Below are 17,329 nucleotides of genomic sequence, written 5' to 3'. Positions count from 1 at the left end.
TGCGTCGACTGGCCCGACGCGGCGAGGCTCTGCACGTAGTGCGCCTCGGCCTCGGCCCGCCACGGCTTGTACTGATCCTCGGTCATCGGCTTCAGTCGTACGTCCGTCATGATCGACAACCTACCGAGTCAGAAGCACCCGCGTCAGTTTGGACGGGAGCCCGCGCCGATCTCAGTCCGTGACCGTGGCGTCCTGAATGTGGGACCGGGTCGGTCCGCATGGCCCGCCCCACCGATCTTGACCATTGATCTTCGTCGCTGATAGCGTCGGTGCGAAGGAAGCCGTCGATGTGACGGACCTCTGCCGGGCCTACGCCGCCCGCCCGTCGCGTGGACGACTCACGCTGCTCGAAACCGCCGAGGAGTCCCCGTGTGTGAGGCCTGCGCCACCCCGCCCCCCAGCCCGAACCTCACCCGCGCCCAGCTCCTGAGACTGCTCGGCGTCGGTGTCGGCGCCGCCGTGCTCCCGGCGCTGCCGGGCGGCGCGGCCCAGGCCGCCACGTCGCACGGCACCGGACGAGGACCGGTCCTGGTGGAGAACGTCCGCGGCTACACCCTCACCCGCAAGGGGCGGCTGCGGGAGTTCTCCAGCATCCTGATCGCGCCGGACGGAAAGGTCGCCGGGCTCGACGCGCACGCGGGCCGGGGGGTACGACGCGTCAACGGTAAGGGCCGCGTCCTGCTCCCCGGCATGCACGACGCCCACGGCCACCTGTGGAGCTACGGTGCGCTGGCCTCGGAACTGGACCTCAGCGGCACCCGGTCCCTCGCCGAGGCGCAGCAGGCCCTCGCCGCGTACGCGGCCGCCCACCCGGACCTGACCTGGATCACCGGACGGGGCTGGAACCAGGTCATCTGGGGACTGGGGCGATTCCCGACCGCGGCCGACCTCGACGTGGTCGTCAGCGACCGGCCGGTGTGGCTGACCCGGGTCGACGGCCACGCGGGTGTGGCCAACACCGCGGCGCTGACTGTCGCCGGCGTCACCCGGGACACCCAGGACCCCGCCGGCGGCCAGATCATCCGCGACGCGGACGGCAACCCGACCGGGACGTTCATCGACAACGCGATGGGCCTGGTCTCCTCGGAGCTTCCCGCACCGACCATCGAGGACGTACGGCAGCGCGCCCTCACCGCACAGCAGAAGCTCAACGCCGTCGGTATCACCTCCATCTCCGACGCCGGGACCGACGCCGCCGGCTACCTGATCCTGCGCGAGCTGGCCGGCGCGGGCACGCTGACGATGCGGGTGAACGCCTTCCTGAGCTGGGACGCGTTCACCGAGGTCGGCGCCGACGTCCGCACGGACTCGTTCGCGGCCGACATGCTTCGCGTACGCACGGTGAAGCTCTACGTCGACGGGGCGTTGGGCAGCCGAGGCGCCGCCCTGCTCCAGCCCTACAGCGACGACCCCGCCAACACGGGGCTGCTGCGCATCGAACCGGAGGAGTTGGACCGGCGGGTCCTGGCGATCCTCCGCCAGGGTTACCAGGTGGCGGTCCACGCCATCGGTGACCGGGGCAACCGGCTCGTGCTCGACGCGTACGAGAAGGCCTTCCGCCGGGTCGGGGACCGGGGCCTGCGGCACCGGATCGAACACGCCCAGGTCGTCGCGCTCGACGACATCCCGCGGTTCAAGAAGCTGGACCTCATCGCGTCGATGCAGCCGGTGCACGCGACCGACGACATGAACATGGCCGAGGACCGGGTGGGCCCGGAGCGCATCAAGGGTGCGTACGCGTGGCGCAAGCTGCTCGACCAGGGCACCGTCATCGCTTCCGGCTCCGACCTGCCGGTCTCCTCCGCCCTGCCCTTCGAGGGCATGCACGCCGCCGTGACCCGCACCGACCGGGAGGGCCGGCCGGCCGGCGGGTGGTACTCCGAGGAGGCCATGACGCCGGTCGAGGCGCTGCGGTCGTTCACCCTGGACGCCGCGTACGCGGCCCACCAGGAGCGGGTGATCGGCACCCTCGAGCCGGGCAAGTGGGCCGATTTCGTGATCACCGACATGGACCCGTTCCACCTGCCGGCCGGCCGGGCGATGTGGCAGACCGGCATCCTGCGGACCTGGGTCGGTGGGCGGCAGGTCGGCGACTACGGCGACCTCTGAGCAGTCGCGCCGAGGGTTCCGCGGCGGAGCGCCTAGCGCACGGTGAGCAGCAGCTTCCCCGGGTAGGAGGTCTGCAGGCGCCGATGCGCCTCCGCCGCCCGGCCCAGCGGGAACTTCTCGGCGACGTGCACCTGGAACGGGCCGGCCTCGATGAGCTGGTTCAGGCGCTGCAGCTGCTCGGGGCCGGTCTGTCCGTCGTACGCCTGGACCGTCATGCCGGGCCGCTCGGACGGCACCGGTTGCACCCCGTTGGCGTACGCGAGCACGCCGTCGTCGCGCAGCGTCTCGCTGAGCCGGTCCACCGTCTCGCCGCCCGCCATGGCGAGCAGGCCGTCGACGCCGTCCGGCGCGACCTCGCGGATCTGCGCCAGCACCTGGGCGATGTCGCCGTGCCCGTCGAGGGCCACGTCGGCGCCGAGCCGGGTCACCAGTGCCACGCCGTCGGCGCCGGACGCCACGGCGATCACCTTGAGGTCCTGCCGTTTGGCCAACTGCACGGCCAGATGTCCCTGACCGCCACTCGCGCCGAAGATCAGCAGCCAGGCTCCGGCCGGTAGGCCGAGGACGTCCAGCCCCGTCAACGCGGTCAGCGCGTCGGTGGGCATGGCACCTGCGTGCTCCACCGGCACGCCTGCCGGGAGCTTCGCGGCGTACTGCGCCTTGGTCGCCGCGTATTCGGCGTAGAAGCCGCCCTTGGGGCGGGTGGAGTCGTACACGTAGACCAGGTCGCCCACGGCCACGTTGGTCACCTGACCGCCCGCGGCGACGACCGTCCCCGCGCCGTCGGTGCCGGGCACGATCGGAAACGACGCGCCTTCGGGCACCAGCATGCCCTCACGCTCGAGGGCGTCCCACACCCCCACGCCGGCGCTCCAGACCTTGATCAGGATCTCGTCGTCGGCGATCTGCGGCACGGGCAGGATGCGCGGGGTGATCACCTCCGGACCGCCGAACTCGTCGAGGGCCGCCGCCTGCATCCGGTCGGGCACGTCGCCGTCTGCCATCTGGAATTCCTCTCCGCCCCGGCATCGTCGATCGCAGTATGCCGTAAGCCCATCCCCGCCGGTCGGTGCTGAGCGCTGTTCACCCGGTCGGGCTACCACCCACGGGGCGATGTCGGGAGCCTCATGGCGGTCATTCGACCTGCTGTGCTTGACCTCAAGCATTGTTCAGCTTGCAAGGTCGTTCACATGACGGATTCAGTGCTTGACGAGGTGTACGAACGGGTGCGCCACACCGGCCCGGAGCGCAACGGCTGGCTGTCCAACCACGCGCCGATGGCGGCCGAGGCGCTGGCGCAGCGCGGCCACGAACGGGCCGTTCACCGATGGTTCGACTCCTACGCCCACCTGTTGGAAGAGCGCCCACGAGGAATCCGCACCATCCCGGAGGACGAGTGGCGTGATCCGCTCGGCGACCCGGTACGTACCGGCGACTGGCTTAACCACTTCGACCGCGCGCTCGCCGGTGAACAGTGGCGAGACGTACTCGTCCGATGGTGGCCGCGGTTGCTGCCGGGCATCGCCGCAGGCGCCACCCACGGGGTGATCCGCGTCGGTCACGCCGTGCGGGCCCTGCTCGACGGCGAGACCGAGCCGCGAGTCGCCGAACTCGGCCAGGGGTTGGCCTACTGGGCCGCACGGTGGCAGCCCCTCGCGCCGCCCGGCGCCGGACCGTACCGGGCGACCGACGCGCGGTCGGCGCTCGACACGGTTCCCCGCGTACCCGACCAGCGCTCCGGCATCCGGGCTCGCCTCGCCCAACTGGCGGACCTGCCCGCCTGGCCGGCGGCGGCCGGCGCGGTGCCCGGCAGTTCCAGCGACGACGTGTCGGCCCGGCTCGCCGACATCGTGGACGCCGCCGTCGCCCGGCACGGCACGCACGGGTACGCCAACCCGGTCATGCTCGTGCACGCCGCCACCGCGCCGAACGCCGTCCTGCGGACCCTGCCGGCCCTGCCGTCCGCCCTCTGGGCACCGAGCCTCGCCGCAGCCTGGGCCGCGACGGCCGCGGTCACCGCCGCCTACGCCCCGGCCGAGGCGCGGCCCGTCCCGACCGTCGACAGCGGGCTGAACTTCGACGAGATCATGCTCCGTGCGGTGGACAGCGGGGACGCTCACGCGATCAAGTTCGTCGACACCGCCATCGACGCGTACGCCCGCATCGGGGATCCCACCCTGCGCGCTGTCGCCGCCCAATCGGTAGCGCAGATCGCCGAGTGACGTTCTCGTCCGTCGCGTCTCGGGCGAGCGGCTGGCGGCGGCTCCTCGGTGCGGGCAGGCGCACCGAGGAGCGGCGCCGCCTGTCGAGCGCCGTTCGGGGGACGCGGGGCACCCTGCCCGGCTAACCGGGCGCGTCGCGAATGGCGAGTGCGGCTTGGACGAGCGCGGCGTGGGTCAGTGTCTGCGGGTAGTTACCGAGGTGAGCGCCGGTCGCGGGGTCCAGCTCCTCGGCGTAGAGGCCGAGTGGGCTGGCGAGGTCGAGCATGCTCCGGAACAGCTCGACCGCCTCGCTGCGGCGTCCGGTGCCGGCCAGAGCCTGGACGAGCCAGAACGAGCAGGGCAGGAAGGCGCTCTCGGTACCGGGTAGGCCGTCGCGTCCCGGGGGGTAGCGGTACAGCAGCGGACCGCCGGCGGAGAGCCGGTCCCGGATGGCGTCGACGGTGCCGCGAACCCGGGGCGGATCGCCACTGTCCATGCCGAGCAACGGCAGGACGAGCAGGGCCGCGTCGAGGTCCCGGGATGCGTAGCCGCGGACGTAGCTGGTCGCTGTCGGGTCGAAGCCGGATACCCGGACCTCGGCGGCGATGGCGTCTCGTGCTTCCTGCCAGCGTCGGCGTTGCCGGCCGGGCAGGGGGTGAGTGTCGGCGATACGCAGGGCCCGGTCCAGGGCGAGCCAGCCCATGAGCTTGGAATGTATGTGTTGGGCGGGTTCGCGAACCTCCCAGATGCCGGCGTCGGGTTCCTGCCAGCAACGGCTGACCACGTCGGCGAAGCCGCGCACCGCCCGCCACGTCTCGCTGTAGAGGGGCTGCCCGGCCTGCACGAACGCCCAGGCGGCGTCGATGACCCAGCCGTAGCCGTCGAGTTGGTGTTGCCCCGCGGCGGCGTTGCCGATCCGTACGGGAACGCTGTCGAGGTAGCCGGGCCAGCCGGGCAGTTCCCGCTCTGGCGGTACGTGCCGGCCGTGCAGGGTGAGCAGTGCCGGCAGCCGTGGCCGCTGCAGCCGACTGGCGTGCAGCAGCCAGGCGAGGAACCCGCGCGCCTCGCCGGGTTTGCCGACGCTGAGGAAGGCGCTGACGCAGATGCTGGCGTCACGGGGCCAGACGTAACGGTAGTCCCAGTTCCGGGTTCCGCCGGGATCCTCGGGCAGGGACGTCGTGGGTGCGGCCACCGGGGCTCGCGAGGGCGAGTAGGTCAGCAGCCGCATGGTGAGCAGGCTTCGTACGACGTGTTCCCGGAAGGGCAGTGACTCGTCGATCTCGGCGGTCCAGGCTCGCCAGCGGTCCTCGTCCTCGTTGAGCAGTTCCCAGGCGGATGCCGGCTCGACGTGGATCAGCGGTTCGCGGTGCGCCACGGCGAGCGCGAAGGTGACCGGCCGGCCGGGTCGAACCGTGATCACGGTAGGCCGGCCCGGTTCGATGGTGAGAGCGGGACTGCTGCTCAGCGAGACGGCGAGCGACCCCCACTGACACACCAGGGCCTGGTGCCGGTGGTGGACTCGGGGGCGCCGGTGCCGTACGCCGAGGCGAGGGTCGAATTCGACGACCGCGTCGACCGCCGCGTCCTCGGTCGACAGCCGCCGCACGATCAGCGTCGTGGGTAGCAGGCGGCCGCTGACCTCGGCGATCATGCCCTCGGTGAGGGTGAGCCGGCTGCCGCCCACCGCCCAGGTCGTTTCGAGGGTGGCGCTGTGCCGGCGGTAGCGCCGTTCGACGACGGTGGCCGGTCGGGCCGGACCGATCCGGAACGTTCCCGCGTCCCGACCTCCGATCAACCGGCCGAACAGGGGCTCGCCGTCGAAACGCGGAACGCAGAGCCAGTCGAGGGCGCCGTCGCTGGCGACGAGGGCGGCGGTGCGGGTGTCTCCCAGCAGCCCGTAGTCGCTGATCGGCGCGGGGGATCGGGGGCTGGTCGTGTCGGACCGGCCGGTCATGGAGATCGCCTCCTGAGGAGTCGCCGGACGCGAGTCAGTGGGGTTGGAGGAGTACTCCGAGGACCACCCCGTACATGATGTGAACGACGGCCGCGACCGCCGGCGTCTGGTTTCCGTAGTTGAGGGCGAACAGGCCGGGCGGCTCCAGCACGGCCGTGCTGGCCGGCCCCGCCCGCTGCGAGGCGATGCGCGGGTGGACGCCCGGAAGCAGCGGCAGGAGCACCGTCAGCGCGATTCCGACGTGGATGGTCCCGAGCAGCGCCCCGATCCACCAGGTGGCGCGGTGCAGCAGGGCGAACGTGGCCGTGTAACCGAGGGCGAAGCCCTGACCGGCGGCGAGGTGCATGAAGAAGCCGACGACGCGGGCGCGGTCGGGGTCCTCGGTGACGAGGGTTCCGAGTAGCAGCGGAAAGTCGATCCGAGTAAGGCCGGCCAGTTGGGCAGCGGTCAGTGCCGCGGTGAGCGCCGTGGTGGCGACCAACCCGAACAACGCCCATCCGGCCCAGTCCATCTCAGCAGTGGTGGACGACGCGCGCGTTCGGTGTCGGCCCGGTGCCGGCCGCGTAAGGGCCGGCGACGGCGGCCCTGGCGTGCGACCTGCTGGCGCGGGAGGGGTGGTCCGTCGACACCCGGCGCCGCGACGTCAGCTTGGTCATCGGTCCGCCCTCCGGCTGGACAGGGTGAGTCAACGGCCATGATCGTGGTGCTCGTGTCGCGCCGCCTGGGGCCGACGGCGGGGGTGCCGGTTTTTCACCATAAGTCACCGGGCCCCGACCTGTGGTCAGCTTGTGGAGATGCAACCGGGCCACGGGCACTTCGAGCGCAACGGCCTTCGAGTGGATCCGCATCGGGGACAGGGCCGCGTCGAACCGTTGCCGCCGCTCGGCGATCGCGCGGCTCGGTGTCGCGTTACCTGCCGGACCCGGCCCGGCCCAGCCAGTCGGCGTACTTGATCTCCCCGAGCACCGCCCCGTCGTCCGGCACCAGGCTCCGCTCGTCCAACTCCGAGCCGAAGTAGCGCGCGTGCGGGTCGGTGACCACCTTTCGCGGATCACCCAGGGCAGCCAGGGCGTTGCGGAAGAACTCGTCCATCCGGAGCCGCTCAGGCCCGGCGATCTCGAGCCGACCGTTCAACGGCGACCCCACCGCCACCCGGTCGAGGGTCTGGGCCACCTCGTCGCCGGCGATGGGTTGGAAGAGCACAGGTGCCATCCGGACCGTGTCGCCGTCCGCGGCGGAGTCGGCGATGCCCTTGACGAACTCGAAGAACTGCGTCGCGTGCACGATCGAGAACGGGATCGACGACGCCTCGATCAGCTTCTCCTGCGCGACCTTCGCGCGGAAGTAGCCGTTCTCCGGCAGTCGATCGGTCCCCACGATCGACAGCGCCACATGGTGCCCGACGCCGGCAGCCGCCTCCGCGGCGAGCAGGTTCCGGGTGGAGGTCTTGAAGAACTCGAGCACGGCGTCGTCCTCCCACGAGGGGGCGTTCGCCACGTCGACCACCACGGACGCGCCGGCCAACGCCTCGGCCAGGCCCTCGCCGGTGATGGTGTTGACGCCGGTTTTCGGTGACGCCGGTACCGCCTCGTGACCCTGCTCGCGAAGCTTCGCCACGAGCTTCGACCCGATCAGGCCGGTGCCGCCGATTACCACGATCTTCATGACGATCCTTCCTGTTGGCCGGGGCACCAGTTGCCATCCGGTACCAGTTAAGACCGGGAATCACCCGGCCTGTGACAGCTCCAGGGAAATGCCGCCCAAAGGCGCGCTACCTGCGTCCCGGCGGTCCGCGGTGTGACCGGCTCCTGTCCACGGCCGCGGGCTCTCAGGCGGGAACCTCGTTCTGACGCAGCGCACGGTAGATACGGCGGTCGGGGACGACCCAAATGATCACGACGAGGACGAAGCACGACATGGCGAGCCAGACGCCGACGTGCCCGTCGCGGTCGATCGTCAGGGCACTGAGGACGCCGGCGACGTCGAACGCTATGGAGAGTTTGCCCTTGAGGTCGGCTCCGACGGCCCGGTGTAGCGGTGAGTCCGGTCCCTCCCGCCGGATGATCACCGTTTGGAGTACGACGTAGGCGACGGCGGCACTGAGCAGGTCCAGGCCGTAGATGACGACCGGAGTCTGTTCGAACCTCGATTCGGAGACCCAGGCCGTCGTGAACGGGACAAGCGACAGGCAGAACAACAGCCCCAGGTTCGCCCACAGCACACCGCCGCTGACCTGCCGAACCAGGTGGAACAGCTGATGGTGGGTGTTCCAGTAGATACCCACGAACACGAAGCTGAGCAGATACACCAGCAGCCCGACTCCGCTGGTGTGGATGAGGTCGGTGTAGCTGTGCCCATCCGGGACCTTCAGCTCCAACACCATGATCGTGATGATGATGGCGAGCACGCCATCACTGAACGCCTCAAGCCGACCGGTCCTCACCGCGGCACCCGTCCTTCTCCTGCTGATACTCGACGCCGTCGTGGCTTCGGGGGACTTCTTCAGCAGCCGAGACAGGATTGCGACGCCGGCCGTGACGAGGTGTGCCCGCCGTCACAGGACTCTCGCCGGTGCGGCCGCGGTCAGGAGAAGTGCGTCTTCGGCCGGGTGAGCCGCTGGCCGTCGATGACCAGGTCAACTTTCTCGTTGTAGAAGGCGATCAGCCCGGCGATCGGGATGAGCGCGCTGGTGGGGAACTCGTACGACCAGGCCAGGTCCGGTTGGACGGTGCCGCCGACGCGTACCGACCAGTAGCGGCTCGTCCGGCCCTTGTACGGGCAGGCGGTCGTCGTCTTCGACGCCACGAGGTGCTCGAAGTTCACCTCGGTCCGGTTGAGGTAGTAGCGGATGGGCAGCCCGGTCTCGAAGACCAGCACCGGTGACGCCGACTCGGCCAGTACGAGCCCGTCGAGTTCCACCCGTACGTGCCGGGTGGACCGCAGCGCATCGACCCGGGAGTACGGGTTGCGGGGGTGCACGAAGACCTCTTCGTCCTCCTCGAACCAGCTGTCCATGGCGGCCCAGTCGAATCGAACCGTGTCCGCCAGTCCGGGCAGCGCGTCGTCTCCATAGCATCGAGCGGACGACGGGCGGGACGTCTCACCGACCTGCAGCCCGTACACCCGTCCGGTCCCGCACGGGATCCGCTCCGTGCGGTGCTCATCGACCAGCAGGCTGCGGTTCACGTCATTGAGCGGGATGTAGTAGTGGGGGTAGAACGGCCACTCCCACACGTACTGTGCCCGTGTCGTGTCCAGCACCAGCTCGCCGGCGAGGTACGCGCGGATCCGGCGCGGCACCGGCTCGACGCGGTCGTCCGGGCCGATCGCCTGCGGATAATCTCGCACCTTTCCTCCAGTTCACGACGGGCCGGGTTCGGGTGGCACCGGCTCAACGATCAGGGGGCCTATGACGTCTCGCGGCGGTCGACCGCCGACCACCCGATCCTGGAGTGGCGCCGTGGCCGTGCCGACGTGTCGCGCGTGCCGCTCGACGAGGGTGCACCGCCAGGAAGCTCAGTGCCCGGCACCTCGGTCCGGCCCGTTGCGACCGCGAATGGCGGCCTCCAACCGCAGGCCAAGACCGATGACGACGAACAACCAGGCCAGGATGAATGGACGGTCAGTGGTCGTGCCGAGGGTGAGCATGGCGATGAGCAGCCCGACCACGATTGCCGCGGTACCGACGTTCCGCAGGGTCACGGTGATGAACACGCCGCTGAGTGTGTCAGGAGCCAGGGCGGCCCGCGGTTCGGCCGCGCTGCCGGCGGCACCCCCGCCGACGCGACTGTGGACGTGCCACGTCGCGCTGTCGCGCAGGCGCCTGCCGCCGTCCTTCGAGGATTGCCGATTCTCCGTGCGCAGCCCGTCGATTGGTGACGCGCATAACAACAGACAGCAAGGTATTTCCAGCGTAAAGGGCCCTGAATCCTCGGAATTCTGAGGATTGACCACCGGCGCACGGCATCCCTAGGGTCCCTGATTGTTTCGGTCGGGTTACGGCCGCTTCGGTCGAGGATGGGACAGACGATGAACAGTGCTGGCCGAAGGCCGACGCTGAGGACCGCTTTGGTGGCAACGACAGCCCTCGCGCTCTCAGCCGGGATCCTCGCGGCGCCTGCGCGCGCGAACGAGCCGCTGGTTCCAGCCGTACCGGCAGCTATGATCGCGGTGCCGGAGAGCGCTGGGCAGGTGGTGAAGTCTCCGGACGGATCGCTGGGCGTCGCGATCAGCGCTGACGGCGGGCGGCTCACCTACAGCGTCACGAATCGCGGCCAGGTGGTGGTCGGCGCCTCCGGGCTCGGTATCGACCTCGCGGGACGACCCAGCCTGACCCAGGCCATGAGCATCGAGTCCGTGCAACGCCGCACCATCGACGAGACGTGGAAGCCGCTCTGGGGGACTGACAGCAAGGTCCGCAACCACGCTCGTGAACTCACGGTCCACGCCGTGCAGGCGGACACCGGGTTCCGTCTGGACGTCATCGTTCGTGTCTTCGACGACGGCGTCGGGTTTCGCTACCACATCCCGGCCCAGCCGGGACTCGACGCCTACACGGTGACCGCCGAGCGAACCGAGTTCGCTTTGGACCCTGCCTCGCGAAGCTGGTCGCTGGCCGCCGGCACGGACTGGAACGCCGACGAGCAGCACTACCGCGACCAGCCACTGTCGGCCGTACCGACGGCCCAGACGCCCATCACCCTGGCGGCCGGCGACACCTACCTGGTGGTGCACGAAGCCGACCTGACCGACTATCCGAGCATGACGCTGAAGGCGGTGCCGGGCCAGCCGGGCCGGTTCACGAGCGACCTGATCAGTCTGCCGGACGGCACGAAGGCGAAGCTGCGCGGCGAGTTCTCCACCCCGTGGCGCACCCTGACCATCGGTGAGCGGCCCGGTGACCTGGCCGAGTCCCACCTGATCGAGAATCTCAACGACCCGTGCGAGATCTGCGCCGGCGACACGTCCTGGATCAAGCCCGCCACGTACGTCGGTGTGTGGTGGGAGCTTCAGCGCCGCCAGACCACCTGGAACTACGGACCGAACCACGGAGCCACGACCGCTCGCGTGAAGCAGTACATCGATCTGGCGAAGCGGGCGGGTTCCAAGTACGTACTCGCCGAGGGTTGGAACACGAACGCCGGCGGCACCTGGGCGAACCAGGACTTCCTCACCCCGCAGCCCGACTTCGACCTGCCCGCGGTGCTCGAGTACGCCGAGCAGAACGGTGTCGGGTTCATCGCGCACAACGAGACGCGGGGCGACGTCGACTACTACGACACGCACATCGAGGAGATCTTCTCCCGGTACGAGGAACTCGGTATCCACGCGATCAAAACCGGCTACGCCACCAAGTTCCTGCTGGGTGGGGTGAACCGCAGCCACTTCGACCAGGAAGCCGTGCGGCACTACCAGCGCGTGATCGACGCGGCGGCCCGCCACCACATCACGATCGACGCCCACGAGGCGATCAAGCCGACCGGGCTCGCCCGCACCTACCCCAACATGATGACCGGTGAGGGCGTCGCCGGGATGGAGCAGCAGAACCACAAGGGCGTGAACGGCAACCCGCCGGCGCAGGCCACCATTCTGCCGTTCACCCGGTTCATGGGTGGCCCGGCCGACTACACCCCCGGTGTCCTGAACGTCACCTGGGACCCGGCCAAGCTCGGCACCCGCGTCCAGACCACCTCGGCCGCCCAGTTGGCGCTCTCCACGCTCTTCTACAGCCCGATGCAGATGCTCGCGGACACCCCTGAGAACTACGCCGCGCATCCGGGCTTCGCGTTCCTGAAGGACATGCCCACCACGTGGGACGAGAGCCGGATCCTCGACAGCGCGATCGGCGACTACACGACGGCGGCCCGACGTCACGGCGACACCTGGTACCTCAGCGCGATCACCGACGAGAACGACCGCACCCTCGAGATGCCCCTGTCGTTCCTGGCGCACGGCGAGTACGTGGCCGAGATCTACTCCGATGCGGCCGAGACGACCTGGCGCGGGAATCCGCTGCCGATCGAGATCAGTAAGGTGCTCGTCCGCTCGTCGACCGTGCTCAGCATGTCGATGGTCGGCGGAGGCGGGCAGGCGGTCCGGATCCGGCCGGCGACCAAGGAGGACCGGCGCACGCTCGACCGGTACACCCCGCCCCGCCCCAGCTTTGGAGCCGCCCAAGCCACCCTGGACGCGGGCACGCAACGCCTGACCGTGACCGCGCCGCTCACCAACCCCGGAAGCACCGTGGCGGCTGTCCCCACCCAACTGGTCCTCGACGGACGTGCCGTCGGCGAGCCGCGGACCGTACGGATCGCCGGAGCCGGAACCAGCACCGTCGAGCTGACCCTGCCGGCGAGCCAGGTCCCTGACCAGGATTTCAAGGTCGCCGTCGGCTCACCGAACGGCGAACGCGGTAAGCCGACCCGGGTCACGCAGACGCGGTCGATGTCGCAGCTGATCCGCCAGCTGCACAAGTCCGGCGCGGTGACGGGGTCGGCGCTCACAACGCTGCAACGCCGAGTGAACAATGCCGAGTCCGAGCTGCGTCACGGCGATGTGACGGGACGGCTGCTCGCGCTTCAGGACCTGCGCATGGATCTCTACCGTCTGCCGGTTGCGCAGGTGAGTGCGGAGGCGCGGACCGCGATCGACGAGCTGCTCAGCATCCGGCTCGGCTCGCCTCGCGGGTTGCTCTCGATCGCCGGGAACGTACGACTGGCAACCGACCAGGGGAGCATCGCCCCAGCACTGTCGCAGCGGCTTCTCGACGAGATCACGGCTGCGGCCCAGTCGGCATCCGCGAACGACAACGCGGCGATGCGGGACGCACTCGAGCGGTTCGGTGCCCTCATCACGGCCGCTCCGGCCGGACAGGTCGACCCTGACGTCGCAGCGGACCTGCTCGCGTCCATCGACGTGATCGCCGCCGGTCCCCGTATCCACGAGGCGGAGGCCGCGCAGCTGCTCGGTGCGGCCTGCCTGCGTACCGATCACACCGGTTACACCGGCAGCGGCTTCGTGGCCTGTCTCAAGACCAAGGAGAGCGGCCTACGGTTCAACGGCGCCGTGGCGGCGGACGGCGACTACACGCTGCGAATTCGGTACGCCAACGCCATGGGTAACACCCGGACCATGACCCTGAGCAGCGGAGCCGAGTCGCTCGTGCTCCAGTTGCCGACCCTCGCGAACTGGGACACCTGGTCCGAGCACACCGTCACACTCCCGATCGCCGCCGGCGACGCCGTGAACATCGTGTTCGGTCCCAACGACGACGGCAACGTCAACGTCGACTCGATCACCCTCGAACCAGACCTGGGGGTAGTCAAGCGAGCGTGAGGTTCAAGGTGGGGAGGGCTGGCCCATCGGGTCCGCCCTCCCCGCCGTTTCTGCCCGCTGGTCGGCGCGAGGCGCCGGCCACGAACACAGGGGAGACCGGGTCCCGAGCCAGGAAGTGCCTCATCAGGGCTGCCGGACCGACCTGGGCCGCCGATACCATCAGCGCGTGACCGAGTCGACGCCACCGGCCGAGGAAGGCTTCTCGCCTTTGTCGCTGGGCATCACCCCACTGTCCCGGGTCCGGCTTGACGAACTGCTTCAGGAGACGCTGGACCGGGTCGGCGAGGTGGTCACCAGCCGGGAGCGGCTACGTGCGCTGCTGGACGCGGTGGTCGGAATCAGCACCGACCTGGATCTGCACAGCACCCTGGACCGGATCGTGGCCGCGGCCTGCCGGCTCGCCGGAGCCCGGTACGGCGCGCTGGGCATCATCGGCGCCGACCGGGAGCTGACCGACTTCATCACGTACGGCATCGACGCCGGGACGAGGGCCCGGATCGGTGACCTGCCTCATGGGCGCGGGGTGCTCGGCCTCCTGATCGCCGACCCTCGCCCGGTCCGGATGCCGGACATCACCCGGCATCCCCAGTCGTACGGCTTCCCCCCGAACCATCCGCCGATGCACAGCTTCCTCGGCGTTCCGGTGCGGATCCGGGACCAGGTGTTCGGCAATCTCTACCTGGCCGAGAAGCAGGGCGCGGCGGAGTTCACCGACGACGACGAGGAGATCGTCGCCGCGCTCGCCGCCGCCGCCGGGGTGATCATCGAGAACGCCCGACTGTTCGCGGTGGCGCATCGCCGGGAACGGTGGTTGGCGGCTGCGGCCGAGATCACCGGTGTCCTGCTGGGCGAGGTACGCCGTACCGACGCGCTGCGGCTGATCGCCCGACGAGCCCGGGAGGTCGCCGGGGCCGAAGTGGCGATGGTCCTGCTCTACGACGACGAAGCCGGAGTGTTCACGGTGGAGGTCGTCGACGGCGCCGCGGCGTCCGGCGAGTTGGTCGGTGCGGTGCTGGCCGCGGCGGACACCGATTTCGTGGAGCCGGTGACCCGGCGCCGGCAGGCCGTGGTGGAGAGCCTCGCCAAGGCGGCGCCGTGGCCGTCGCCGGTCGGTACGGGCCCGGCGTTGATCTCGCCGTTGACGGCCGGCGACGCCCTGCACGGTGTGCTCGTGATCGCCTACCCGCCCGGGCAGCAGGCGGGCAGCGATGTGGAGGGCACCCTGTTGGCGACGTTCGCCGGGCAGGCTGCGCTGGCCCTGGAGCGGGCCCGGGCGCAGGAGGAACGGGAACTGCTGGTGGTCCTGGAGGACCGGGAGCGGATCGCCCGGGATCTGCACGACGTGGTGATCCAGCGGCTGTTCGCGATGGGCCTTCAGCTGCAGACGGTGGCGCCGCTGGCCGGTCGGCCGGACGTACGGCAGCGACTCAACGCCACAGTCGACGACCTGGACTCCACGATCCGGGACATCCGGCGGGCGATCTTCGAGCTGCGTACCCCGATGACGGCCGCCCTTCGCACCGAGATCCGGGACCTGGTCGCCAGTTCCGCAGAGGCGTTGGGCTTCCGTCCGGAGCTGGAGCTGACCGGCCCGGTCGACAGCGCCGTGCCCGACGGGCTGCGTCCCGACCTGCTCGCGGTGCTCAACGAGGCCCTGTCGAACGTGGTACGGCACGCGCGGGCGAGCCAGATCACGGTCGTTGTCGATGTCCGCGACGGCGAGCTGGTCGTACAGGTGGCCGACGACGGTGTCGGCACCGATCCGGCGCGGGCTCGCGGTGGTCTGGTGAACCTCCGGGAACGCGCGGAACGGTACGGCGGGACGCTGCGGATCGACCAGGCAGAGCCGAGCGGCACGGTTCTCCTGTGGCGGGTGCCGCTGCGCGACTGACTCCCGGGGGCGACCGGGGCGGATCAGCGCCGATCGCCGAGCAGGCGGGTGGCCAGCACCGCGGCCTGGGTACGCCGCTCCAGGCCGAGCTTGGCGAGCAGACTGGAGACGTAGTTCTTCACGGTCTTTTCGGCGAGGAACATCCTTCCGGCGATCTCCCGGTTGGTGAGCCCTTCCGCCACGTACTCCAGGATCCGCCGTTCCTGCTCGGTCAGGGATTGGAACTCCCGGGGCCGCTCCACACCGGTGCGGATGCGTTCGAGTACCCGGGCGGTGACGGCGGGGTCGAGCAGCGACTGTCCGGCCGCCACCCGCCGGACCGCGTCGACCAGGTCGGTGCCGCGGATCTGCTTGAGCACGTATCCCGCCGCTCCCGCCATGATCGCCGCGAACAGAGCCTCGTCGTCCTCGTACGAGGTGAGGATGAGGCCCTTGATCGTGGAGTCGACCGCACGTACGTCCCGGCACACGTCGATGCCGTTGCCGTCCGGTAGCCGGGCGTCGAGGATCGCCACGTCGGGACGGAGCGCCGGAATGCGGCTCGCCGCCTCCCGCGCCGAGCCGGACTCGCCGACCACCTCTATGTCACCGTCGCTCTGAAGCAGGCCGGCCAGGCCACGTCGGACCACCTCGTGGTCGTCGAGCAGGAAGACACGAATCACTCCTCCTTCCTACCCGCCGCTGCCGTCGGCCGGCAGGGTCGAAAGTCCCGAACCGGCGGCTGCGGTGCAGGAGATGCGGCCTGTCGTGGCGGGACCTGCGGCCCTGACGGCACGACCCCGCAGCGGCGCAGTGTTGCTGGAGACAACCGGCGAGGAGGAACGAAGATGACCGCACCACACCCGGGCCCAGAACCGACCGAGGTCCGGTCCGCGCTTGCTGCTGCCGCCGAGTACGCCCTGTTCGCGCCGTCGGTTTTCAACACCCAACCCTGGCGTTGGCGGATCAGTTCCGGTGGCGTGCTGGCTCTGCGGGCCGATGCCGGCCGGCAGTTGCACCGTACCGACCCGCACCGCCGGCTGCTGCTGGTCAGCTGCGGGGCTGCCCTGCACCACGCGCGGTTGGCGCTGGCGGTGGCGGGATACCGCGCGGAGGTCGTGCGGTTCCCGGACGACGCCGACCCGGATCTGCTGGCGGAGATCACGATCGTCGGGCGGCAGGATCCCGATCCGGAGCAGCTGCGCCAGCACCAGGCGGCCGGCCGTCGACGTACCGATCGGCGTGCCTTCGACGACCGGCCAGTGCCCGAGACGGTCCTGCACCGGCTTCGCCGGGTCGTGGAGGCCGAGGGCGCATTCCTGCATCTGGTCCGTCCCGACCAGATGCCGATGCTGGCTGTCGCGACCGCCAACGCCGCCGCGGCCGAACTCGAGGACCCGGCATACCGCAGCGAGCTCCGGCAGTGGACCACACGGCCGTCGGAGCGACGTGACGGGGTACCCGCCTCGGTGGCGGTCCGGCCCGCACCGCGTCGGGTGCCGATCCGCGACCACACGCTGGGCGGCGACCCCGGGCTGGAAGCCGGTCCCGGCACGGATCGCGGTGCCGCCTACCTCATCCTCTTCGGTCGCGGCGACACCCCCGCCGGCCTGCTGACCGGCGGTGAGGCACTGTCCGCGCTGCTGCTCACCGCGGTCGCCGAGGGCCTGGCCACCGCACCGCTGAGCGACCCGATCGAACTGGACTGGCCGCGATGGCTCCTGCGCAACCTGCTGGCCGACGTCGGTGAACCGTACCTGGTCGTCCGGGTCGGGTTCTGCGCCGACAGCGGTCCGCTGCCCGGCACACCACGTCGGCAGCCAGCCGACGTCATCGAGTACACCGACCCGACCTGAACCT

The 17,329-nt window shown here is 70.3% G+C and carries 13 protein-coding genes; 5 read left to right on the top strand and 8 right to left on the bottom strand.

The features are described from left to right. Positions 1-369 precede the first annotated feature (369 nt). Positions 370-2,109 carry an amidohydrolase gene (locus BXA10_RS25635; RefSeq protein ID WP_076473407.1) on the top strand — a complete coding sequence of 580 codons (1,740 nt, stop codon included), beginning with the start codon at positions 370-372 and terminating at the stop codon, positions 2,107-2,109. A gap of 32 nt (positions 2,110-2,141) precedes the next feature. On the opposite strand, the gene BXA10_RS25630 is transcribed toward BXA10_RS25635, so the two are convergent. Further along, positions 2,142-3,113 (bottom strand): NADP-dependent oxidoreductase, encoded by a 972-nt coding sequence (locus tag BXA10_RS25630; RefSeq protein ID WP_217696849.1) that lies wholly within the window; start codon positions 3,111-3,113, stop codon positions 2,142-2,144. A gap of 186 nt (positions 3,114-3,299) precedes the next feature. On the opposite strand from BXA10_RS25630, the gene BXA10_RS25625 reads away from it, so the two are divergent. Next, positions 3,300-4,331: a questin oxidase family protein gene (locus BXA10_RS25625; RefSeq protein WP_076473406.1), complete on the top strand. Its 1,032-nt coding sequence runs from the start codon at positions 3,300-3,302 to the stop codon at positions 4,329-4,331. 121 nt (positions 4,332-4,452) lie between these two features. Here BXA10_RS25625 and BXA10_RS25620 read toward each other — a convergent pair whose 3' ends face one another. The 6 genes from BXA10_RS25620 to BXA10_RS31040 all read right to left on the bottom strand — a co-directional run bounded on the left by BXA10_RS25620 (position 4,453) and on the right by BXA10_RS31040 (position 10,218). Then, positions 4,453-6,264, bottom strand: coding sequence for a glycoside hydrolase family 15 protein (locus BXA10_RS25620; RefSeq protein ID WP_076473405.1), 1,812 nt, complete (start codon positions 6,262-6,264; stop codon positions 4,453-4,455). A gap of 34 nt (positions 6,265-6,298) precedes the next feature. Further along, positions 6,299-6,775, bottom strand: coding sequence for a hypothetical protein (locus BXA10_RS25615; RefSeq protein ID WP_076473404.1), 477 nt, complete (start codon positions 6,773-6,775; stop codon positions 6,299-6,301). 398 nt (positions 6,776-7,173) lie between these two features. Beyond that, positions 7,174-7,929, bottom strand: a complete 756-nt coding sequence (locus BXA10_RS25610) for an SDR family oxidoreductase (RefSeq protein ID WP_076473403.1) — start codon at positions 7,927-7,929, stop codon at positions 7,174-7,176. A 163-nt stretch (positions 7,930-8,092) separates the two neighbouring features. Next, positions 8,093-8,707, bottom strand: a complete 615-nt coding sequence (locus tag BXA10_RS25605) for a TMEM175 family protein (protein WP_076473402.1) — start codon at positions 8,705-8,707, stop codon at positions 8,093-8,095. A gap of 140 nt (positions 8,708-8,847) precedes the next feature. Beyond that, positions 8,848-9,612, bottom strand: a complete 765-nt coding sequence (locus BXA10_RS25600) for a DUF427 domain-containing protein (protein WP_076473401.1) — start codon at positions 9,610-9,612, stop codon at positions 8,848-8,850. A gap of 168 nt (positions 9,613-9,780) precedes the next feature. Next, positions 9,781-10,218: a hypothetical protein gene (locus BXA10_RS31040; protein WP_139338142.1), complete on the bottom strand. Its 438-nt coding sequence runs from the start codon at positions 10,216-10,218 to the stop codon at positions 9,781-9,783. Positions 10,219-10,434: 216 nt separating this feature from the next. Here BXA10_RS31040 and BXA10_RS25590 point away from each other — a divergent pair, with 216 nt between their 5' ends. Next, on the top strand, positions 10,435-13,599 hold the full coding sequence (locus BXA10_RS25590) for a glycoside hydrolase family 97 N-terminal domain-containing protein (RefSeq protein ID WP_175649313.1): 3,165 nt from the start codon (positions 10,435-10,437) through the stop codon (positions 13,597-13,599). Between the two features lie 220 nt (positions 13,600-13,819). Further along, entirely contained in the window at positions 13,820-15,490 is a 1,671-nt protein-coding gene (locus tag BXA10_RS25585) for a GAF domain-containing sensor histidine kinase (protein WP_076473412.1), read from the top strand. A 23-nt stretch (positions 15,491-15,513) separates the two neighbouring features. Here BXA10_RS25585 and BXA10_RS25580 read toward each other — a convergent pair whose 3' ends face one another. After that, positions 15,514-16,152 carry a response regulator gene (locus BXA10_RS25580; RefSeq protein ID WP_076473398.1) on the bottom strand — a complete coding sequence of 213 codons (639 nt, stop codon included), beginning with the start codon at positions 16,150-16,152 and terminating at the stop codon, positions 15,514-15,516. Positions 16,153-16,317: 165 nt separating this feature from the next. On the opposite strand from BXA10_RS25580, the gene BXA10_RS25575 reads away from it, so the two are divergent. Beyond that, positions 16,318-17,325, top strand: coding sequence for an Acg family FMN-binding oxidoreductase (locus tag BXA10_RS25575; protein ID WP_076473397.1), 1,008 nt, complete (start codon positions 16,318-16,320; stop codon positions 17,323-17,325). Positions 17,326-17,329 lie beyond the last annotated feature (4 nt).

The sequence above is a fragment of the Micromonospora avicenniae genome (assembly GCF_900156065.1).
GTDB lineage: Bacteria > Actinomycetota > Actinomycetes > Mycobacteriales > Micromonosporaceae > Micromonospora > Micromonospora avicenniae.
This window is presented reverse-complemented; position numbering and strand designations above follow the sequence as displayed.

Excerpts from the sequence above, each read along its gene's own strand:
- BXA10_RS25630 (WP_217696849.1), bottom strand. The coding sequence starts at position 3,113 with ATGGCAGACGGCGACGTGCCCGACCGGATGCAGGCGGCGGCCCTCGAC.
- BXA10_RS25610 (WP_076473403.1), bottom strand. The coding sequence starts at position 7,929 with ATGAAGATCGTGGTAATCGGCGGCACCGGCCTGATCGGGTCGAAGCTC.
- BXA10_RS25625 (WP_076473406.1), top strand. The coding sequence starts at position 3,300 with ATGACGGATTCAGTGCTTGACGAGGTGTACGAACGGGTGCGCCACACC.
- BXA10_RS25575 (WP_076473397.1), top strand. The coding sequence starts at position 16,318 with ATGACCGCACCACACCCGGGCCCAGAACCGACCGAGGTCCGGTCCGCG.
- BXA10_RS25620 (WP_076473405.1), bottom strand. The coding sequence starts at position 6,264 with ATGACCGGCCGGTCCGACACGACCAGCCCCCGATCCCCCGCGCCGATC.
- BXA10_RS25615 (WP_076473404.1), bottom strand. The coding sequence starts at position 6,775 with ATGGACTGGGCCGGATGGGCGTTGTTCGGGTTGGTCGCCACCACGGCG.